Origin of the sequence: Pseudochrobactrum asaccharolyticum, from assembly GCF_003314995.1 — a bacterium.
GTDB lineage: Bacteria > Pseudomonadota > Alphaproteobacteria > Rhizobiales > Rhizobiaceae > Pseudochrobactrum > Pseudochrobactrum asaccharolyticum.
Genome location: NZ_QNRH01000013.1, coordinates 51,280 through 67,940, shown reverse-complemented (window position 1 = coordinate 67,940; position 16,661 = coordinate 51,280). Strand labels below are relative to the sequence as shown.

Sequence of the window (16,661 nt, the reverse complement as noted above, 5' to 3'; positions counted from 1 at the left end):
GTGGTGCGGACGGCGCGGCTTGAACTATAAGTGAAAAGCCCAGATTTGCGCGGTTTAAGTTGAGATTACGTTGTTAATTCTTACACAGTTTCTTACACGAAAACTTACACAGAATTTGGATTTGTAAACGCAAAAAAGCCCCGCCACCTTTTCAGGCAGCGGGGCAAATTTCAATCACTTAATTTCAGTATCTCTCAGCCCTAACCGCCGCGTGATAACTGCGAAGACAATATCGCTAATCCACATAGCACTGGTGCCGACGAGGAAGCCTGTTGCCAGAACAGCAGGTTGTGGATCGTCCGGTGTAGGAAAGCCGAGTTTCACAGCATAATGCACGACTGGAATTGTGAGATACGCAGCGGCCAGAGCTCCCGATAGTGGAGACAGTATTCGTTCAACGAGGCTAATCTTCTTACGAGATAGTGCTCGAAGGACACCACCGGCACCACCGGCAATGAAGACTTCCGGATTGACCCCGAAGTCACGAAGGAGATCTTGCCAGCTCATTTCATTTCCCCACAGTAAGCGGTTCTTGCCGCGTTATTTGCTTTTATCTCCTGCCGCGTTTCGGGAGTGTCACGGCTGGAGTAGGTTATTGGTTGCCACACACGACAGACATCTGCCGCGATAGCTACGTCAGTCCCTTTGGTATGGGTCTGGCTTATCATCTGGCACCCGACCAGCAATGACGTCATCACGAGCGCTGACAGCGCGATTAACGCGCTTGGAATGGATGCTCTCAATTTCATTGAGGACTGCCTTTTCAATATCCAGCCGCTCAGCCCGCCGCGCGAAAAACGCAGCGAGCTTCAGAAGGACTGTCAGGATTGAGAGTGCGCTCATTTGCTTTCGGCCACGAGCTGACTGATTTTAGGAACCAAGTGTTTTTCAATATCTTCAGTTGTGAGCCCGAAGTGCTTGATGGCATCTGGTACGGAATCCCGAACAAAGCGAACGCCGGCAGCAAGGTGCCGGTTCTTTAAATCAATGGACACACCAGTGGGCTTATGCTCGGCCGCAATATAGCGCGCGCCATTCATCAACGCTGATTGCAGCGCTTCACGGTGCCGGGCTTCAATTGAAATCCCTGTCCAATCATTTATCTTCTTTGTAATCCATGCCGTTGCAGCTGCGATAATTGCGCCAACAATGGTGAGAACATATGGATACAAGCTGTCAATCAGTGGATCGAGGTTAACTTGCGTGCCGGTATCCTGAGCAATTGCAAGGTATGGAACCAGCAAAACAGCCGCAAGAACCAGTACCGCACAGGCGAAGAGCTTGCTGTACATTTTTATACTCCAAATGAATGAGCCGTTACGGCAGAGGTTAAGCGATGGCGGCTTCGATTTGTTCAGCCAATGAGCGTAGAGATGTCACAACATCACGAAGGCTATCCGCTTTAGTGTTTGTCTCGACTTGAGGACCGTCGACCATTTTGAAAGCTGTCCGGTCTGCCCACACAAGATATCCAGCCGGCGTTTCAACTCGGATCAGCATGCCGTCGACTACAGCAACTTCCACATTTACGTTTGCAGGAATTGAGCCAGTATCTGGACCGTCCTTGGTGCTCCGCGTTTTGACGATCGATGTGGTGACAGCTATTGCCCCAACCGGAATAGGTTCGAGCACTACGACTTGGCTCTTTAGCTGTGCAGCAACAGATGACCGCATGAGGTTCCCCACAGCAGCAGCAGTAATCAGAGAAAGATCAAAGGGCAGGCGGGTGATGTCCCATTTGTTCCGTTGTTTGATCCCCAAATTTGGCTCAACCTCAGCGTGGAACAGAATAGTTTTAGGCGTGACCGGAATATCGTAATGCGATGCCAGTTCGGCCACCACGTCAATGAACACTGCCCATTGTGGTTTCGTGATGGGATAGGGGCCAGGTTTAAACGGCGCTTCAATTGCACCGGCCATCCCGCAGAGAGACACTCCGATAGAGTCCGTGTTGCAATTTAAGGTGTGTGCAGCATAACCATCCTTCAGAGACCCGGAGTTCGCTGAGATCGTCGGCTTACCTCTCACAAGGCTGCCGTCACCTTCGATCAGGATGTGGTATGCCTTCTTGTCAACGTCGTTGGCTTTGTTGGTTCCGGCCGTCCAATGGCAGATGATCCGCTTCATAGGTACAGCAGGCATCCAAGGCGCGGGGATGCGCGACATGGCGTTCTCCTAAATGTGAAAAGAAAAGAGCCGCCGCCCTTTGGGTGGAAGGGAGAGAGCGGCAGCTCGTTACCTCACCTTTCGGCGGGATTAATCCCAAAGCTGCTTAAATGGCTTCGGTGAAACTGGCTGCGCGATCCGCGGCAAAACAATACGCGTTCCTGCAGGCAACAATAGATCGAGATCCAGCACATGCGGATTGGCTTCAATGAGAAGCTCAGTGTTCTTGGCGTGGCTACCATAGAATACGTAAGCGATGTCATCGAGCATGTCGTCGTCAACTGTAACGTAAACACTCTCTCCAGTGCTGGATGATACAACACGGTTCTTCATGGCAGCTCCTAAGCAATATTGGTGGAGCCATCCCCCGTCAGTGACGGCGCACCGGCCTCATAATTCGGACGAGGTGTCGGCACTGGAATCCCATCATTCGGGGCATCTGTTGCCGGTGAGCGTACCGGGTCATTCTTCCCATAAGAAGATCCCTTGTTATCAGATGGCGCCGTGCATGACAGCGACGTGGTATATGGACCACTGGCAGAGAATTGATGAGTTGCCGTCTTGATGTGCCACCGGCCATCAACATTGGGCCTGCACCCAGACACCAGCGCCATAGCGCCTGCCTGAGCAAATGGGCTTCCGTTGATATCGAAGGAGCATTCACGCTCAGCACGCTTCAATCGTTTGGCTTGAGCTTTGGCAGCTCGCTTTGCAGAGGCCTTGCTTTTCCGCGGTGCGCGGATGCAGAACGTCGGACCATCCGATCCGGTATCTTCCGTCACGGTCTCCTTCTTGTTCTTCTTCCGGTCATAATAGGAGGCTTCGACCTTGCTGTGTTTCGGCTCATCTTTTTCGGTGATGGAGTATTTCAGGATGTTGAAGCCCTTCGCCACCTTGATCAGCCCCATCTCCTCACCGCTGACGTTGAGGCCTTCTCCCTCTTCGACAACAACCAGATGATTGGCCTTTACCGTCACAGAGGCATTGAGATCCTCGCCGATGCGCATGAGGAATTCCAAGCCGTTCTCTTCGGTCTGGGCTTCAAACTCATTCTCAATACCCTTTATGCTGGCACTGATTTTGAGCGTCAGTCCGACACGGGAAGCCACCTCTGCAAAGATGTGGCCATAGGTCGGGTATTCCTTCACAGGGTATGACTTTGGGTCTCGCTGCTTTGCCAGTGACTTTGCAGACACGGACTTTGCATCGATAGAAATCTGCTGCGGCCAACCGCTATAGGTGACACTATCAACAGAGAACTGCCCGAAATCTCGCAGCTCACCTTCATAGCCACCAATCGGATTAAGAATTGCACCGGTCTTAATCGACGCAACCGAACCATCAATATCGTCAATGACAATCTGCAAAGTGTCTGACTTCTTGCCAGTACCTTCCGTGATTGTCATTGTTATGCCGGAGCCCTGAACCTTATCAGTGACGTCAACACCGTTTGCCTTCAGCATAAAAATAGGTTTTGACATTACAGGTTAACCTCCAGAGATGCGCTGAACGAGATCCCGCCGCCACTGAAGCCAACCCCTATGCCAAAGTTAAAGCCACCAAGGACAGATGACATGGCAAGCATTCTTGCTGCCGAACCCCAGCCAACTGTGTCAGGCCTCTACCATTGAGATGCCTTGGGTGGAACGTGGACTCCAGAACAATCTCCTCGTTGCCAGGTCCAAGTCTATGGATGATGGGAGCCGCTCCAATAACATCCTGCGGAGCAGAACGCGGCTGGAGTGAGCGCCGCATCGTTTCAACCGAATAACTCGGTACTGTGAACCGGAACGGCCCCCATGCCATCAGCATTATGCTTCTCCATACGAGATGTTTCCGAAGGCAGTCTGAGCAGAACGGCGCAACTGACGATCAAGGATCACCGCCAGTTTCTCACCATCAGCACCTTGACTGCCGCCATGAAAGTGGTTTGTCTGCTGGACAGTGACAGAGCTACCGAGAGCGCTGTTCGGAGTGATGTTGCCGTTAGATGCCGGAGTGAAGAGTTCAACACCTCGACCACCAACTGCATACGTCTTCCCAGCCTGCACAGGACCTCCACCAGCGCGTGCGCCACCAATAGAGGTGTTTCCACTTTCGCTGCCACCGTCACCGCCTGCACCAAGTTCAGTGCGGAGAACTGCAGAAAGCTCACGAGCAATACCAAGAGCACGTTCAAGGCTGGCCGTTGCCACTTGAGGGTTTGCCTCAAATGACATGATCCTAACCAGCTCTGCCTCAATCTCGGATGCCTTTGCCTCTGCGGTAGCTCCGCCTTGGGTTAGAGCCGCAACGTAAGCACGCATACCCTCTTGGGCGGCTACACCCCATGTAACCGTCTCTTGCCCAAGGCCCACTATTATCCCATCACGATGCTGCTGCGCCGCCTGCTGAGTTGCTCTTTTGGCATTGTACTCATCAGTGCGTTTTCTAGCTTCATCTCGCATCCTCTGGCGATCTTCTGCTGACGCATTGGTGTATGTATTATTGGCAGTCGACCCTGAAAGCGTTACCAATCCAGCTACTGCGCCGAACGGGCTGGTCGCGAACCGTCCGGCCGCCCCCAGAGCTCGCCCCATAAGGCCTTTCTTTGCAACTGCTCCTGCAGCGGCCCCTCCTGCAGCGGTCCGACCAGCACCAAGAATCCTGCCAAGCACCCCCCTTCCAAGAGTGACGGCCTTATACGCACCGAATGCAAGGGCAGCAGCGCCAACAACCTCGATAAGCCGTCTGGTGGATTCACTGAGCTTTACGAATTCAGATGCCACCCAATCCGTAGCTTGTAGGATACCTCGGATTGGAGCTTCCCAATCCTCAATGACCTTGATACGAGCTGTCTCAATCGCACCTGTTGCACGGGTATAGTCACCATACAGACCCTCGTTTGCTTTCGTCCCGATCTTATTGGTGATGCCTTCAGGAGTGTTCTTCATAAGCTCAAGCATCTGCAAGAAACCCTGATAGTTTCGAGCCAGCATCATCGCTCTGTTGCCCTGTCTGTCTGTGAAGAAAGAATTGAGCTGAGCAAGGCTTGCATTGGAACTCAGGATCTTCATCATAAGCCCCTCGGCATCCACACTTTCCGCGCTAACCTTATGGAATGCACCGATCTTGCCACTGAGAGCCTGACGATCTTTTGCAGACAACTTGTCGCCAAACAAAGGAGCTATTGTTTCGATGATACCATCAACAAATGCACCGCGATCAGCCTTAACAGAAATTTCCTCCCCAGCATCGCTGTCAAAGACAGTTGCCGTATCAAGGAACTCTGTGATCGCTTCCTTCATCTGAGGCGTCAGAGATTTACCGAAGTTTTCTCTGATCATCTTGCCAAGGCCATCCACCTTAAAAGCATCAGGCCAAGACACGTAATCGTCATAGTCGATACCCATTGACTGCAGAGCCATGCGGCCCTTCAGTGTAGGAGCACCAAGTTTAGAGCTTGCTGTTCGCGCAAACACACCGGCCTCATCACCTTGGATTCCATTTCTCTTCAGAACGGCAGCCATGGCAGAGGAAACAGGATCTGATATGCCGATACTCTTCAGACCAGCTCCAGCGTATCGCGTGAATTGCCTGACATCGCTGTCATCCATACCACCGTTTTTAGCCATCCATACCATGCTATCAACAAGTTGAATGATCTTTGCTTTGTCCGTCAGATCGACGCCTTTAATGAGTGCTGTGCTTCGAATTGTCGTAGCTGCCTCATCAAGTGTTACCCCCATAGAGAGAGCGTAATCGGTGATAGGCCCCATCGCATTGATGATCTGCTGTGTGTCGCGGATGCCAGCTTGAAGAAGGTTAAGTTGACCCTGAACAACATCAGCATTTGTGAACCGGGTTTCATAGCCGATCCTCTCAGCCTGTGCATTCAGGTTCTTTTTGTCGCCATCACTGAAAACATCGAAACCGATTGCATCACGAAACGCTTTGGCTTGGTCGTAGTTAACTGCATCGGAAAACGCGACTTTGGCAACATTTGCCCCACGGCTTGTTGCGTAAGCTCCCGCTGCACCAGCAGCCACACTTCCTGAAGATATGCGAGCGGGAGCAGACCTAGTAGGGGAGGTTGATGATTGCGAACGTGCGCGTCTGGACTCACGATCCATCTCACGCATCTTGGTGATCGTTTGCGCGATCTGTGATCGAACCTGAGCCTGAGATTTGGCAATGTCGCTACGACTATTAAGGCTGTAAGCGCGTAGAGCATTCTCTGCATTCCGTACAGCACTGCGCTGTTCATTAAATGCCTGAGCCGTGCTCTTCAACGCTGTCTGGGCAGAGCGAAGGTCAGCCCTCATCTTTGCCGTTGGCTTAGTCGCTGAGTTCAGAGCTTGCTCAAGATCGCGAGCACGAGAGCGTGCATCGCGAAATGCCACGCCAGCTTGAGCTAGGCCGCGACGGAGCTCCCTGAACTCACCGACGTCAGCAGACTTTCTTTTGAGATAGTCGAGCTGATTTCCAAGGTTCTTTGCTCCCGGTACGCCTTTGCTTCCGAGTTTTGATATGGCTGTCTCCAGCCCCTTGAGCGCCTTGGATGAAGACTTCGCAGGGCCGGTGATTGAGTCGATCAACTGAAGGCGGAGAGTAGCAACCCGTGAAGCCATAGTAACACCTATTAAGCTCGGATAGCCTCGCCCCAGAGCTCAACGAGATCCGGAAAGGTCATATCCATGATACTTTCAAATGAGACCCCGCCGCTGGACTCCCTCATCACTTTGAAGGCTATTGGTTTCCAGTTTTGGATGTCTGCTGGGATTCTTGTCCCGCTGCTGGTGGCAACGAGGATCTTGCGAAAAAACCCTCTTGCGCTGCCTCCACATTGCTTGCGTCGTTGAAGTCGAGGTTTTCCAAGACAACAGCTGGGATGGAGACCCATGGCTGATCGACATAATCATCAGCACCCGGACCTTCCGCATCGACTGCATCCTTGCAATCACGGAGATAGTTGCGCCACTCACGCATCAGCGGTCGGCGAATTGTCACCTCGGAGATTGTCTCACCGTTGTACGTCACCGGGAACTCCAGCTTTACAGTATATGTGCGCTGCTCTACCGGAGCGATAAACTCCGGCAGAACAACATCTGCCTTGGCTTTATTGCGAGCTTCGATTGCTGCGACCTGCTCAACCGTCAAGGACTTTGACACTTGGTTCATTTCTTCCACCACTTATTTGTTAGAGATAACTTGGCTGATTAGCCGCTATAACCGAGAGCCGCGTTTACGCCATTGAGCTGGTTAACACCGTCAATGACACGCTTTGGCGGCCACGCCTGCAGCTCATGCACCACGTCGTTATCGATCTCGTAGCGCATGTATTTGATGCTGTTTACCGAGAACTCGATGCCGCCTTTTTCACCGCGCTGCCAGCGGTCGCGAGTACCGCCATTGAGTGCGCCTTCAACAATGCAGACGTGAGTTGCAATGCCACCATCCAGTTCACGCAGCATGGCGCCACGGAATGTGATGCGGGTTGTTTGGCCCGGACGAAGAGCCATGCGCTTGAAAATATCTGGGTTGTGACCAGCCATCTTCACCGTGCATTCCAAGGCTTCAATCGCAGACATGGCTTGGTTAACAGCCAGATCCATTGCACCGCCGCGGTATTCCTGCGTCACCGGATTTGGCAGCGGCAGATCAACCTCTTCGGTGTCGATACCGAAGTCGAGCCCATCAATATACATTGTGAAGCCCTGCAAAATATGCCTCATGGGACGTATTCCTTATGTGAGGTTTTAGTTGGCAGGCGGGACGACAGTACCGGCCATGCGAGAGATTTCACGCTGAGCGTTCTCAGAGAGCGTGGTGTAGTAACCGGAGTTCCGGTTGAATACGAACGTGATGTGCTCAATTGGTGCCGGAGCTTCAGCATCATAGCTGATGAACAACTGGCCGTTCGCCCATGTCTCTTTGGTGTTGAGAGATGGATCAAGCCATACACGGCTGCCAAGAGTTGCGCCCATCGCAGTCCAACGACGCAGAGCGCTGTTCACCGTCTCAGCAATGTCAACAAGGTTCTGCAGGCTAAATGGCTTGTCGAGGAAAACCTCGGATGCCATCTCTACAGAATCGATGATCGTATCGTGAGAGCGACGTACCGCCCAGAATGTGCGCAGGCTGTCAGAAGATGGAACACGGTTGCCCCAGAGCTTGAACCCGCCACTCGGAGACCGGACGATAACAGCCACTGCGTTCTTATTCAGAAGCTGTGACTCTGCCGATGGGTCTGTGATCGAATGTTCAATCGGACGGGATATACCCACAACGCCCTCAACCACATGGTTGGACGGGGATACCCAGAAGCCTTCTTCATAATCGACACGAGCCTGAAGACCAGCCACACGAGCCGATGATGCCTCAGAGACAACTTCCGCATCTTTGAAAACCTTGACCATAGGCTCAACGATAAGCAGGCGGTCAGTGTCGTAATCTTTGCGATCCTGAATTGCATCGGAAGCATTGGTCGCCGTGGAGTCCTTGACCACGCCAGCACGGAATCGGTTTGCCAATGTCAGGAACTCTACAGTAACAGGGTTTGCCACTGAACCAACTGTAGCCTTTACAACAGCCTGTGTCGTCGCTCCACCACCGGTCAAGCTAATGGTCGGATCTGCTGTGTACCCGAAGCCAGGCTTGGTCAGAACGACCTCATCCAGCTCTCCAGTTTCACTGTTGATCGTCGCCACGGCTTCTGCACCTGACCCGTCACCCGTAATGGTAACAGTTGGCGCTGCGGTATAACCGGCACCCTTGCTGGTTACTTCGAGCTTAGAGATGCCGTCAGCAGGACGAACAGACGTGAACCCCGGAGCAATCAGAATCTTCGGCTTCAAGCCGTGATCACCAACTGCAGTACGCAGTGCGTGCATACCTGTGAAGGCAGTAGAGCTGCCAATGACGTTCGACATTGTTTCTTTGATGTCTGCACCATCTTCGACACGAACCACCAATATGGTCTGGGAAACGCGACCACCGTTATCGAAGATGCCTTCAATAGCATCCTTGAGCGTACCGTTCGCACCGAGCCCCTTAACTTGGCCGTTCGAGCCGTAGATCGGGACAACCTTGTTAAGAGGCCACAGGGTCGGATCTGCGTCCTTCGCGGTTCCGATCAGGCCGATGACGCCTGTGTCGATAGTCTGAACAGGACGCGGCCCATTATTGCTTTCGACGGTCTCGATACCGTGAAGATAAATGTCAGCCATAGTTTTCTCCATGAGATTTGTCATTTCTCCTTCAATGGAAGGAGATCAATAAGATGAGCTGGTTACCCGTTTAGTTTTTGCGAGTTTGGCTATAAAAAAAACCGCCTCAAGGGCGGTGCGGACGGTTAGTTTAGAACTTAGGAATTATGGCTGAGCGAGCAGCTCTGCGGCACGCTCTTCACCAAACAATCCAATAGCTGCGGATTGTAACAGCGGCCAAAGCTCATGATCCGACCGGTATGATTGTGCAGTCATGAAAATCTGTCGAACACGAAATGGCTGCTGATTAAGCATAGTCTCAATAGCTGTACCTTCGGCTTCTGTCGTGCGTTCCCAGAAGGTGACTGCTGGAATAGAGATAGGCTGCTCCGGTTCCGGTTCTGGTGGGATATATGGCAAGATTTCAGGATTATTGTCCGCTAACCATTGCGTGATTAACGGCGTTAATGGGCTATATGGGTCGGATTCGCGGTATGCAACAATTGCGCGTGTCCGCCCTTCCAGCCCCGAATAATCCATGTCGATCAACAACGCTTCGTCTACATCTGCGCTCACTGAAAAAACTTCATGGATTTTCATTTAGCTAACCCTTTGGTAAAGATTGAAGTTATTGTAGTATTCAAAATAACCGCGCTGCCTCCACACACCCGCCAATACAGCCCCAGAACCACCAGTGCTATAAACGGCGTTGTCCGAGGCAAGTCTTATAGTCGCTGTAGAGTTTCTAGCCGGTTTCCCTGACGAAGGAACAACGACATAGTGGCCTATGGGGAAATTAATTTCATTAGCATCGCTCCCCGTATAAAACCCTATTTTTTCATTCAATTTTACCTGCGTTCTAGCATCGAGATCACTTACAGAGGTGGCCACGCCCTGAATATCCCGTGTCAGGTTAGCAAGATCAATTGAGCCTGTATCAACCTTGGCAGGATATGCTTTCACCCAGTACGTAAATGTGCGGTTGATCGGACGGGTTTCATTGGCTGTCCGGGCGACAAGGGACGCATCAAATGCCACAGCATATTGTGAAGTACCACTACCGGGATTACCGCTATTTTTCTTAGCGCCCTTCTTAAAAGCCCCTTTTGGTGTAGAGCCTTCCGTTAATAAGCCTGTGCTATCAGCCGTTTCAAATTCGCCTGTAATGTTCTGCAAAGCGTCTTCTTGGGCACTACCAAACACACGACCAGCATCCACTAATTGACCTGGGCGCCAGCCACGAGGAAAGTAACCGCCCATATCGGGAGTTAGAGGATCGCCAGCGGCATTACGCTCCCAGCCAGCAGCAATACCGTGAGCACGCAGCTCTGGGTATGTTGCAGTCACGGGTGCGCCATTCATGAGCAGGCAGCCCGGAGGAACAATCTTGTCATCAGAAGCCATCATAATGACAGAGCCGATTGGCGCCGTTGCTGGCAGGTCATCATCATTTGAAAATGCCCTGACAACACCGCCAACCAGCATGTAGATTTTACCATCTGCTGTGTTGATAATGAGCTGTCCGGTATCGCTCCCGAAGTCTGCGACTGTTGGCACCTTCCCAACTACAGAGCTTCGCTTTTGCTGGTACGCCATCAGTGACCGCCTCCGAAATTAAATGATTGCGGGTGGCAAATCTCATGCCACCCTAACACTGTTAGTAAGTCCCACCGTCCCGCAGAGAGGCTATGGTGACACCTGAGTTTTTAAGCTGCTTCCCTGTCGTGCTTTGGAATACCGGAACCTCGCCATCGACTGACGATGCAGCTCCGGCGATGAATGTATTCAAAACAGGCTGCAGCCCTCTGACATCTGCGATGTCGTGAAGGTGTGCTCCAAGAACCGACAGGGCAGAGCGGAAGACATAGCCATCCGCTCCTTTTGTCATGATGTAGTTGATCATCGCTTCCTGAGCGCCGATAACGTCCGTCAACTCAGTGAGCTTAAACGTCCGGCTTTTCAGCATCTTGTCATCGAGCGTCTGCTGAAGATTGGTGATCTTGCTGATTGCAATCTCATCATCGCTGTTGAGTTTCTTAACGATCTCTTGAGCGAGACGGAAGAGAACATCATCAACCACTTCGAACGCCTGAATAAGCACGAACACTTCATCAGAGACGTTCTTTTCAGGATCAACCTGCGGGATGTCATAGTGTGTTGTTGTGTCCGCCATTAGAAGATCCCTGCTCCAAAGTCACCGGCTGCAATCCGCGAAGATGGCCCACCGGTTGCGATGATTTTCAATCGGATGTTATGACCCGATAGGTTAGAGGCTTGGAACTTCTGCTCTGACCACATAGGGAACGCCAACTGTTCGACTTCCGCCACTGGTAACGAGACGAATGCCCCACCTTCGATGGAGTATTCCATCTTGAATGTTGCCCCGCCCGGAATGAACGTCTTAAGATATGCCGACACCCGAACATTTGTTCCCAACGCCATAGCGCGTGAAACATATGTTGCCTCCGTTTTGATTGTACCTGAGATCAACTCAATTGGCGCGAACAGGATAGGAGACAGCTTGCTTGTTCCAGTGAGGATAGCCCGAAGCTTTACAGTCTCCGTGATATACTCTGTCAGCTCAAGAAGCTGGTATGGCAGCAGCTTATAGATCGTTCCGTTTGTACGCTCGACCTCAAACACAACCGAACATGCCGGTGAAGGCAGCTCAACCACAGCTCTGATCTGGAGATCAGAACACTGATCGAGATCGATAATGCCGAGATCAACAGTCTTTGTCGTGGATGTGTACTTCGCAGCGATGAGGCGGAACGTAAGAGCTTCATCCTGATGAGCAGACCATGTTTCAGCGTTCACACTGGAGAAGCGTGGGCCAATAACATATGGGTGAGATGACACAAACTTCTGCTGATCCTGATCGAACTCACCGAGCTTTGCGAGTGAAACCGAATGCTCATTGTCATCGGTCTTAATCACGAAAGCGAACTTCCGGTCAGACTGCGTGGTCACTGGCAGACGGTATCTGGCATGTTTCCATCCCTCAACCGCATCGACCATGCTGACTGTAGATTGAGCCATGACTTCCGTTGTTGGGTAGCCATTATCAATCGTTACCTGCTCAATCAGAAGGCCTTTGTTTTGGTCTCCGATCTGACAAAGATGGAAGTCTACACCAATCATCTGCCGCGGCTCCGGCACAGCAAACATTTGCGCCTGCGGGTCAGCATCAACAAATGTCCATGTCCGGATTGTCGTCACACGACGCATGACATCAATGTTGATTGTTCCCATGCCGGTGAAGAAGGCATTGGCCTGTGAGCCACCACGTCCCTCTGCAGAGATTGTTTTCGTCCCAGCTGTTACGTTAGCCGGAATCGTGAATGTCCCTTGGATGCGTCCATCGACATCAGCGGTTAAACCGCCTGCCGGCAGAACCGAGATCGCATCGAAAGTCAGGAGGTCAAGAACCTCTCCTGCGCCGAACCCAGAGATATTGAACTCGACGGGGATTTCACGAAGGAACTCCGCCTGCTCGCTGCGCTGATCGATAAGCTTATTCTCTTCGGTTGTTACCCGCAGAGGAGTTCGCCTGTTCGATGTCTGCCCCATATTGAGATTGATCGTCTCAGGGGAGAGCCATTCAGTTTGCTGCACAGTCCAGAAGTCCACAGCAGGATCAATGTCCATTGTTCCCGGCAGTTGCGTGAAGTTGGCATATGGGTTGATCTTAGTGCAGGCCGTTTTAAGATCCTGCACCGCGATAACTTCTTCTGTGAAATCCAGTGTGACCGGATCAAACAGCTGAACACGATGCACAGTCGGCACAATCGCCAGCTGGAAAATTCCGTTCCCCACTGCTGCCGACTGTTCGATGCCAGCATCACGCATGGTATCGTTTTCAAACGCATCAACGAACATTCCCTTCTTCGCCACAGGCTCACGGGAATCGATGTCATTCTTGAGACGCTCCTGCTGCACCAGGCGATCCATATCAATGATACGATTGAAGTAGCGCCAGATCTCTCCATAAGGAACCGAACGGATGGCGTCATTCTCGACAACAGGACGTTCAATCCAGTTATTCGAAACCGTTGCCAACTGCAAAACATCCGAAGGAACAATAGGTGGAACAGGGTTCGCACGGGCAGAGACGCCCTTGATGTAAACCGCAGATCCATCCTCTCGCAACCCGATGCGATCAATGCGAGGCAGGCGAGTTGTGTAGGCAACGATTACGTCACCACCTGTCGCTCCACCTGAAACAGTGATCTCATCATGAGTATAGCTATCCGCCTGAATGATCGTCCGATACCGGTAGGTACATTCATATGACGTTCCGGGCGTAGGCTCATTGCCGGGCAAGCCCCAATCAACAGCATCGCCCATTCGCTGATAATCAACACCCTGAGTATATCCGGGAATGTTCATGATCTGAGTGACCGATGAGTCAGGAAGCCCATCCACGCCATTGGCAATGGAACCGCGAGTAACCATTACGGTTCTCTCTTTGGTGATCAGGATGGAGTTAATCATGCTGATCGGCGGCTGGTTAACCTTGAAAGTGTAGGAAGCACCGCCCGGATAGGTGTGCGTCTCTCCCGGCACTGCCCCTTCATCCCAGATCTCTTGCTCTGACAAACGAATGGCAGCATGACGAGTGCGCTTGAAGCCGGAGATGTTTGCCTCTCCCTGTTCAATCGAAAACTCTTGCCCACCAGCATTCGCGCCAAGACCCGTCACACGGCAGCCTTCCACGACATAGTGACCATGAGGCCGGTCATAGATAGCAAGCTGCTGCATAACCGGTTCCAGCATTGATGGTCCGGTCTGATCAAGGATGGTGCCGTCCTGAATGACGTACACCGCACTGAAGGCACCTTCCGTCTCATCATAGGGGAGCGCCCATGCGATTGCTTGAATCGTTCGCGCAGCGCCCGGCTCTCCTTCAGCCGCAGTACCCGGAACGAGGCCAAGCAATGTCGGGTCGTCTTCCGAGGTGAGCTGGCTTGTCTTCAGCTTCACACCAACTTCCAGACGGCCGGTCAGCGGGATGTTATGGATCACAGCCTCACTGACAGGGAAGACATCACCGGCAACATAAATGCTGCCAGCAGTCAGCGTGATTGTGCGAGCATCAAGATCGATGAACGCTTCGGCATGCGCGATACGATCACCATCCTTCGCAACAAGGCGAGACACACGGTCATGAACACCGCGCTGGATAGTCTGCATTTCATTAAGTTCGGCGGCCTGAATGAAAGGACGGTCGCCATAGAACACAAGTCCCTTCCACTCGGATTTGCCGGCAGCGCGGTCATGTGCATGCGGCAAGCCGCTTTCGTGCTCAAAAGCCATTAGAACCTCACAAGAAACTTGACCTGCTCACGAACCGTTGTGCGCAAGGGGATTGATACTGGAGTGCTGACGATCTCCGTGCCTCCGATAAGCTCATCAGGCTCAAGCCACAGCTTCCCGGGCTTAACACCTGCGGCCCTCTCAGCTCCGACAATGATGGAAACGTGAGCCGCATTGACCCCGCTCTGATCCTCAAAGTCGGTCATCGCTTCGACGTAAAGCATGGTGCCACCGAGGAACGGCTCGTAATGATTACCTGACACAGTGTAAGGAGCGGACGCCCTCTGCCTGACGGCATGTGATGCCCTGCACATGCGGTAGCCAATCGTCTGTCCGTCTCTGCTTGTGAGCCGGACATGCATGCTTTTACCGGCGAACCAGCTGGCCATCAGCACTTGCCTTTGAACTGTTGGCAAGGAAACCCACAGGAATGTTGCCGCAAGCCATGGATATGTCATGTCGAGAAAGGTAAGAGACCCGTCCTCAATCGGAGCAATCCAGTTGCCTAGAGACAATCCTTCGGCCTCAGTCAAAGTATGTTCAATTTCTTGAACTCTACCAAAAGACCAAATCGGGCCGTCAGCCTTCAAAGATACGCCGCTCTCCCGCTCCAACATGGTGCAGTTGAGCCGTGTGCAGTCACCAATCAGAGGTCCGACATCATAAAGATGAACCCCTCTACGGAACCGTGATCGCAATGGAGTGGAGATTTCAGCGATACGCTCGATGCGCTCAAGGTCAGGATGATCGGCCGCTGGCAAGTCTCTGAACCGGAGCTGGAAGGTATTCCACTTCTTGCGACCTACCCACTCTTCTTCGATTGCAGCACGATACCCGATCCATCGCAGTGCCATATGAACAGCTTCCGGCGTGCCGATAAGACGACGCCATTTCACGCCTTCAGTGATGACCTCTCTACGGATCGGAAAGAACTCTTCGATTTCCTCCAGCCCATATTCCTGAATGAGATATGGGATGACAGAGTTATTTGGGTCGAACTTGAACCCCTTCAATGCAACAATACCGGCATTAATCTCCGGCATTCTGTCCATGACCTGAGATAAGGTAATTTCCAGCGCCGTTGCATTACTTGGAAGTAACGCTTGCCGGTTTGACATCAGTAATCATACCCTTTGAAATTAAGCTTGATCTCACCAAGAGCAATTGCCACACCTGAGTCAGCCACAACAGTATCAGCCGGAGTGATGACGCGAACTCGCTTAACTCCAGGCACATGCAGCCTTGCCTCAACCCATGATGGTTCAAGGTCAAAGCCGACACCTGATTCATTGGCCCATGCCTCACGCAGATTGCCGGGCAATGCCTCGATGACTGCGCTTGTTGTGTTCGGCAGAAGCCAGATATCTGCCTCAATATCTGTTGGTGAGCTAACAGCTGCCTCAACGATAATGGTGTCGTTAACCAACCTTACCTGATCGCTCGTGACGATTGCCTTCACTGCGTCAAGCATGGCTTGGTCTGGGATGCCACCATTCTCACTTGAGAGGACAGCTATATGAATAACCGGAAGAACTCTTTCGCGGTAAACCACGACTGACTTAATCCGAACATCAGCGCGTCTTGCTGCTGCCGCATACCAGTAAGAGGAGCCACCTGTTGAGCGTCCCTTGATTTCAATCAGCAGTCGATCACGGAAACTATCGTCCGTTTCTCCTGTCATGCGCACAACGCCATAGAACGCTGCGAGGTGATCTAGATCCGATCCGGTGGCGAACGCAACAAGGTTTGCTTTGGCCGCGCTGTTGATGCGCCCACGGAGCATAAGATCGCGATAGGCATCAACCCCGAGAAGAATGCTTGCCGGATCTGTTTCCAGCATTTCCACGTTGTATGGAGGCAGCTCCGGATATTTCTCCCGAACTATTTCCCACCGCGCTTTGAAATCCTCAACTTCCTCGGCATAAATCTTGTTGTAATCGAGCGTCTCAATGACCTCTGGCTGAGGGAAATTCGATAGGTCAAGGGACATGC

The 16,661-nt window shown here is 52.1% G+C and carries 17 protein-coding genes; all 17 read right to left on the bottom strand.

Annotation, left to right across the window (positions count from 1 at the left end):
• Positions 1-174: 174 nt before the first annotated feature.
• The 17 genes from DFR47_RS19980 to DFR47_RS19900 all read right to left on the bottom strand — a co-directional run bounded on the left by DFR47_RS19980 (position 175) and on the right by DFR47_RS19900 (position 16,659).
• Positions 175-507 (bottom strand): hypothetical protein, encoded by a 333-nt coding sequence (locus DFR47_RS19980; protein WP_113946280.1) that lies wholly within the window; start codon positions 505-507, stop codon positions 175-177.
• Between the two features lie 129 nt (positions 508-636).
• Positions 637-843, bottom strand: coding sequence for a hypothetical protein (locus tag DFR47_RS19975; protein WP_113946279.1), 207 nt, complete (start codon positions 841-843; stop codon positions 637-639).
• Positions 840-1,292, bottom strand: coding sequence for a hypothetical protein (locus DFR47_RS19970; RefSeq protein WP_113946278.1), 453 nt, complete (start codon positions 1,290-1,292; stop codon positions 840-842). The genes DFR47_RS19975 and DFR47_RS19970 overlap by 4 nt, the downstream gene beginning before the upstream one ends.
• A 37-nt stretch (positions 1,293-1,329) precedes the next feature.
• The gene (locus DFR47_RS19965) at positions 1,330-2,166 is read right to left on the bottom strand and encodes an N-acetylmuramoyl-L-alanine amidase (RefSeq protein ID WP_113946277.1); all 837 of its coding nucleotides are present in this window, start codon (positions 2,164-2,166) and stop codon (positions 1,330-1,332) included.
• Positions 2,167-2,256: 90 nt separating this feature from the next.
• Positions 2,257-2,499 (bottom strand): tail protein X, encoded by a 243-nt coding sequence (locus tag DFR47_RS19960; RefSeq protein WP_113946276.1) that lies wholly within the window; start codon positions 2,497-2,499, stop codon positions 2,257-2,259.
• A gap of 8 nt (positions 2,500-2,507) precedes the next feature.
• Positions 2,508-3,647, bottom strand: coding sequence for a phage late control D family protein (locus DFR47_RS19955; protein ID WP_113946275.1), 1,140 nt, complete (start codon positions 3,645-3,647; stop codon positions 2,508-2,510).
• 58 nt (positions 3,648-3,705) lie between these two features.
• Positions 3,706-3,972, bottom strand: a complete 267-nt coding sequence (locus DFR47_RS22415) for a phage tail protein (RefSeq protein WP_425373339.1) — start codon at positions 3,970-3,972, stop codon at positions 3,706-3,708.
• A gap of 5 nt (positions 3,973-3,977) precedes the next feature.
• A complete protein-coding gene (locus DFR47_RS19945; protein WP_113946273.1) occupies positions 3,978-6,776 on the bottom strand; it encodes a phage tail tape measure protein in 2,799 nt (932 codons plus the stop codon).
• A gap of 118 nt (positions 6,777-6,894) precedes the next feature.
• On the bottom strand, positions 6,895-7,326 hold the full coding sequence (locus DFR47_RS19940; RefSeq protein ID WP_113946272.1) for a phage tail assembly protein: 432 nt from the start codon (positions 7,324-7,326) through the stop codon (positions 6,895-6,897).
• Positions 7,327-7,364: 38 nt separating this feature from the next.
• Positions 7,365-7,880 carry a phage major tail tube protein gene (locus DFR47_RS19935; RefSeq protein ID WP_113946271.1) on the bottom strand — a complete coding sequence of 172 codons (516 nt, stop codon included), beginning with the start codon at positions 7,878-7,880 and terminating at the stop codon, positions 7,365-7,367.
• A 24-nt stretch (positions 7,881-7,904) separates the two neighbouring features.
• Positions 7,905-9,374 carry a phage tail sheath subtilisin-like domain-containing protein gene (locus DFR47_RS19930; protein WP_170137579.1) on the bottom strand — a complete coding sequence of 490 codons (1,470 nt, stop codon included), beginning with the start codon at positions 9,372-9,374 and terminating at the stop codon, positions 7,905-7,907.
• Positions 9,375-9,518: 144 nt separating this feature from the next.
• Positions 9,519-9,953, bottom strand: a complete 435-nt coding sequence (locus DFR47_RS19925) for a hypothetical protein (RefSeq protein ID WP_113946269.1) — start codon at positions 9,951-9,953, stop codon at positions 9,519-9,521.
• Positions 9,954-10,949 (bottom strand): tail fiber protein, encoded by a 996-nt coding sequence (locus DFR47_RS19920; RefSeq protein ID WP_113946268.1) that lies wholly within the window; start codon positions 10,947-10,949, stop codon positions 9,954-9,956.
• A gap of 61 nt (positions 10,950-11,010) precedes the next feature.
• On the bottom strand, positions 11,011-11,526 hold the full coding sequence (locus DFR47_RS19915; protein ID WP_113946267.1) for a hypothetical protein: 516 nt from the start codon (positions 11,524-11,526) through the stop codon (positions 11,011-11,013).
• Positions 11,526-14,669 (bottom strand): DUF4815 domain-containing protein, encoded by a 3,144-nt coding sequence (locus DFR47_RS19910; protein ID WP_113946266.1) that lies wholly within the window; start codon positions 14,667-14,669, stop codon positions 11,526-11,528. The genes DFR47_RS19915 and DFR47_RS19910 overlap by 1 nt, the downstream gene beginning before the upstream one ends.
• Positions 14,669-15,787, bottom strand: coding sequence for a phage tail protein (locus DFR47_RS19905; protein WP_113946265.1), 1,119 nt, complete (start codon positions 15,785-15,787; stop codon positions 14,669-14,671). The genes DFR47_RS19910 and DFR47_RS19905 overlap by 1 nt, the downstream gene beginning before the upstream one ends.
• Positions 15,787-16,659, bottom strand: coding sequence for a baseplate assembly protein (locus tag DFR47_RS19900; protein WP_113946264.1), 873 nt, complete (start codon positions 16,657-16,659; stop codon positions 15,787-15,789). The genes DFR47_RS19905 and DFR47_RS19900 overlap by 1 nt, the downstream gene beginning before the upstream one ends.
• Positions 16,660-16,661: the final 2 nt, after the last annotated feature.

What these genes read in the sequence shown, in the direction of transcription:
- DFR47_RS19975 (WP_113946279.1), bottom strand. Translation starts at nt 843, where the DNA reads ATGAGCGCACTCTCAATCCTGACAGTCCTTCTGAAGCTCGCTGCGTTT.
- DFR47_RS19960 (WP_113946276.1), bottom strand. Translation starts at nt 2,499, where the DNA reads ATGAAGAACCGTGTTGTATCATCCAGCACTGGAGAGAGTGTTTACGTT.
- DFR47_RS19925 (WP_113946269.1), bottom strand. Translation starts at nt 9,953, where the DNA reads ATGAAAATCCATGAAGTTTTTTCAGTGAGCGCAGATGTAGACGAAGCG.
- DFR47_RS19945 (WP_113946273.1), bottom strand. Translation starts at nt 6,776, where the DNA reads ATGGCTTCACGGGTTGCTACTCTCCGCCTTCAGTTGATCGACTCAATC.
- DFR47_RS19935 (WP_113946271.1), bottom strand. Translation starts at nt 7,880, where the DNA reads ATGAGGCATATTTTGCAGGGCTTCACAATGTATATTGATGGGCTCGAC.
- DFR47_RS19900 (WP_113946264.1), bottom strand. Translation starts at nt 16,659, where the DNA reads ATGTCCCTTGACCTATCGAATTTCCCTCAGCCAGAGGTCATTGAGACG.
- DFR47_RS19930 (WP_170137579.1), bottom strand. Translation starts at nt 9,374, where the DNA reads ATGGCTGACATTTATCTTCACGGTATCGAGACCGTCGAAAGCAATAAT.
- DFR47_RS19940 (WP_113946272.1), bottom strand. Translation starts at nt 7,326, where the DNA reads ATGAACCAAGTGTCAAAGTCCTTGACGGTTGAGCAGGTCGCAGCAATC.
- DFR47_RS19955 (WP_113946275.1), bottom strand. Translation starts at nt 3,647, where the DNA reads ATGTCAAAACCTATTTTTATGCTGAAGGCAAACGGTGTTGACGTCACT.
- DFR47_RS19970 (WP_113946278.1), bottom strand. Translation starts at nt 1,292, where the DNA reads ATGTACAGCAAGCTCTTCGCCTGTGCGGTACTGGTTCTTGCGGCTGTT.
- DFR47_RS19980 (WP_113946280.1), bottom strand. Translation starts at nt 507, where the DNA reads ATGAGCTGGCAAGATCTCCTTCGTGACTTCGGGGTCAATCCGGAAGTC.
- DFR47_RS19920 (WP_113946268.1), bottom strand. Translation starts at nt 10,949, where the DNA reads ATGGCGTACCAGCAAAAGCGAAGCTCTGTAGTTGGGAAGGTGCCAACA.
- DFR47_RS19910 (WP_113946266.1), bottom strand. Translation starts at nt 14,669, where the DNA reads ATGGCTTTTGAGCACGAAAGCGGCTTGCCGCATGCACATGACCGCGCT.
- DFR47_RS22415 (WP_425373339.1), bottom strand. Translation starts at nt 3,972, where the DNA reads ATGGCATGGGGGCCGTTCCGGTTCACAGTACCGAGTTATTCGGTTGAA.
- DFR47_RS19915 (WP_113946267.1), bottom strand. Translation starts at nt 11,526, where the DNA reads ATGGCGGACACAACAACACACTATGACATCCCGCAGGTTGATCCTGAA.
- DFR47_RS19965 (WP_113946277.1), bottom strand. Translation starts at nt 2,166, where the DNA reads ATGTCGCGCATCCCCGCGCCTTGGATGCCTGCTGTACCTATGAAGCGG.
- DFR47_RS19905 (WP_113946265.1), bottom strand. Translation starts at nt 15,787, where the DNA reads ATGTCAAACCGGCAAGCGTTACTTCCAAGTAATGCAACGGCGCTGGAA.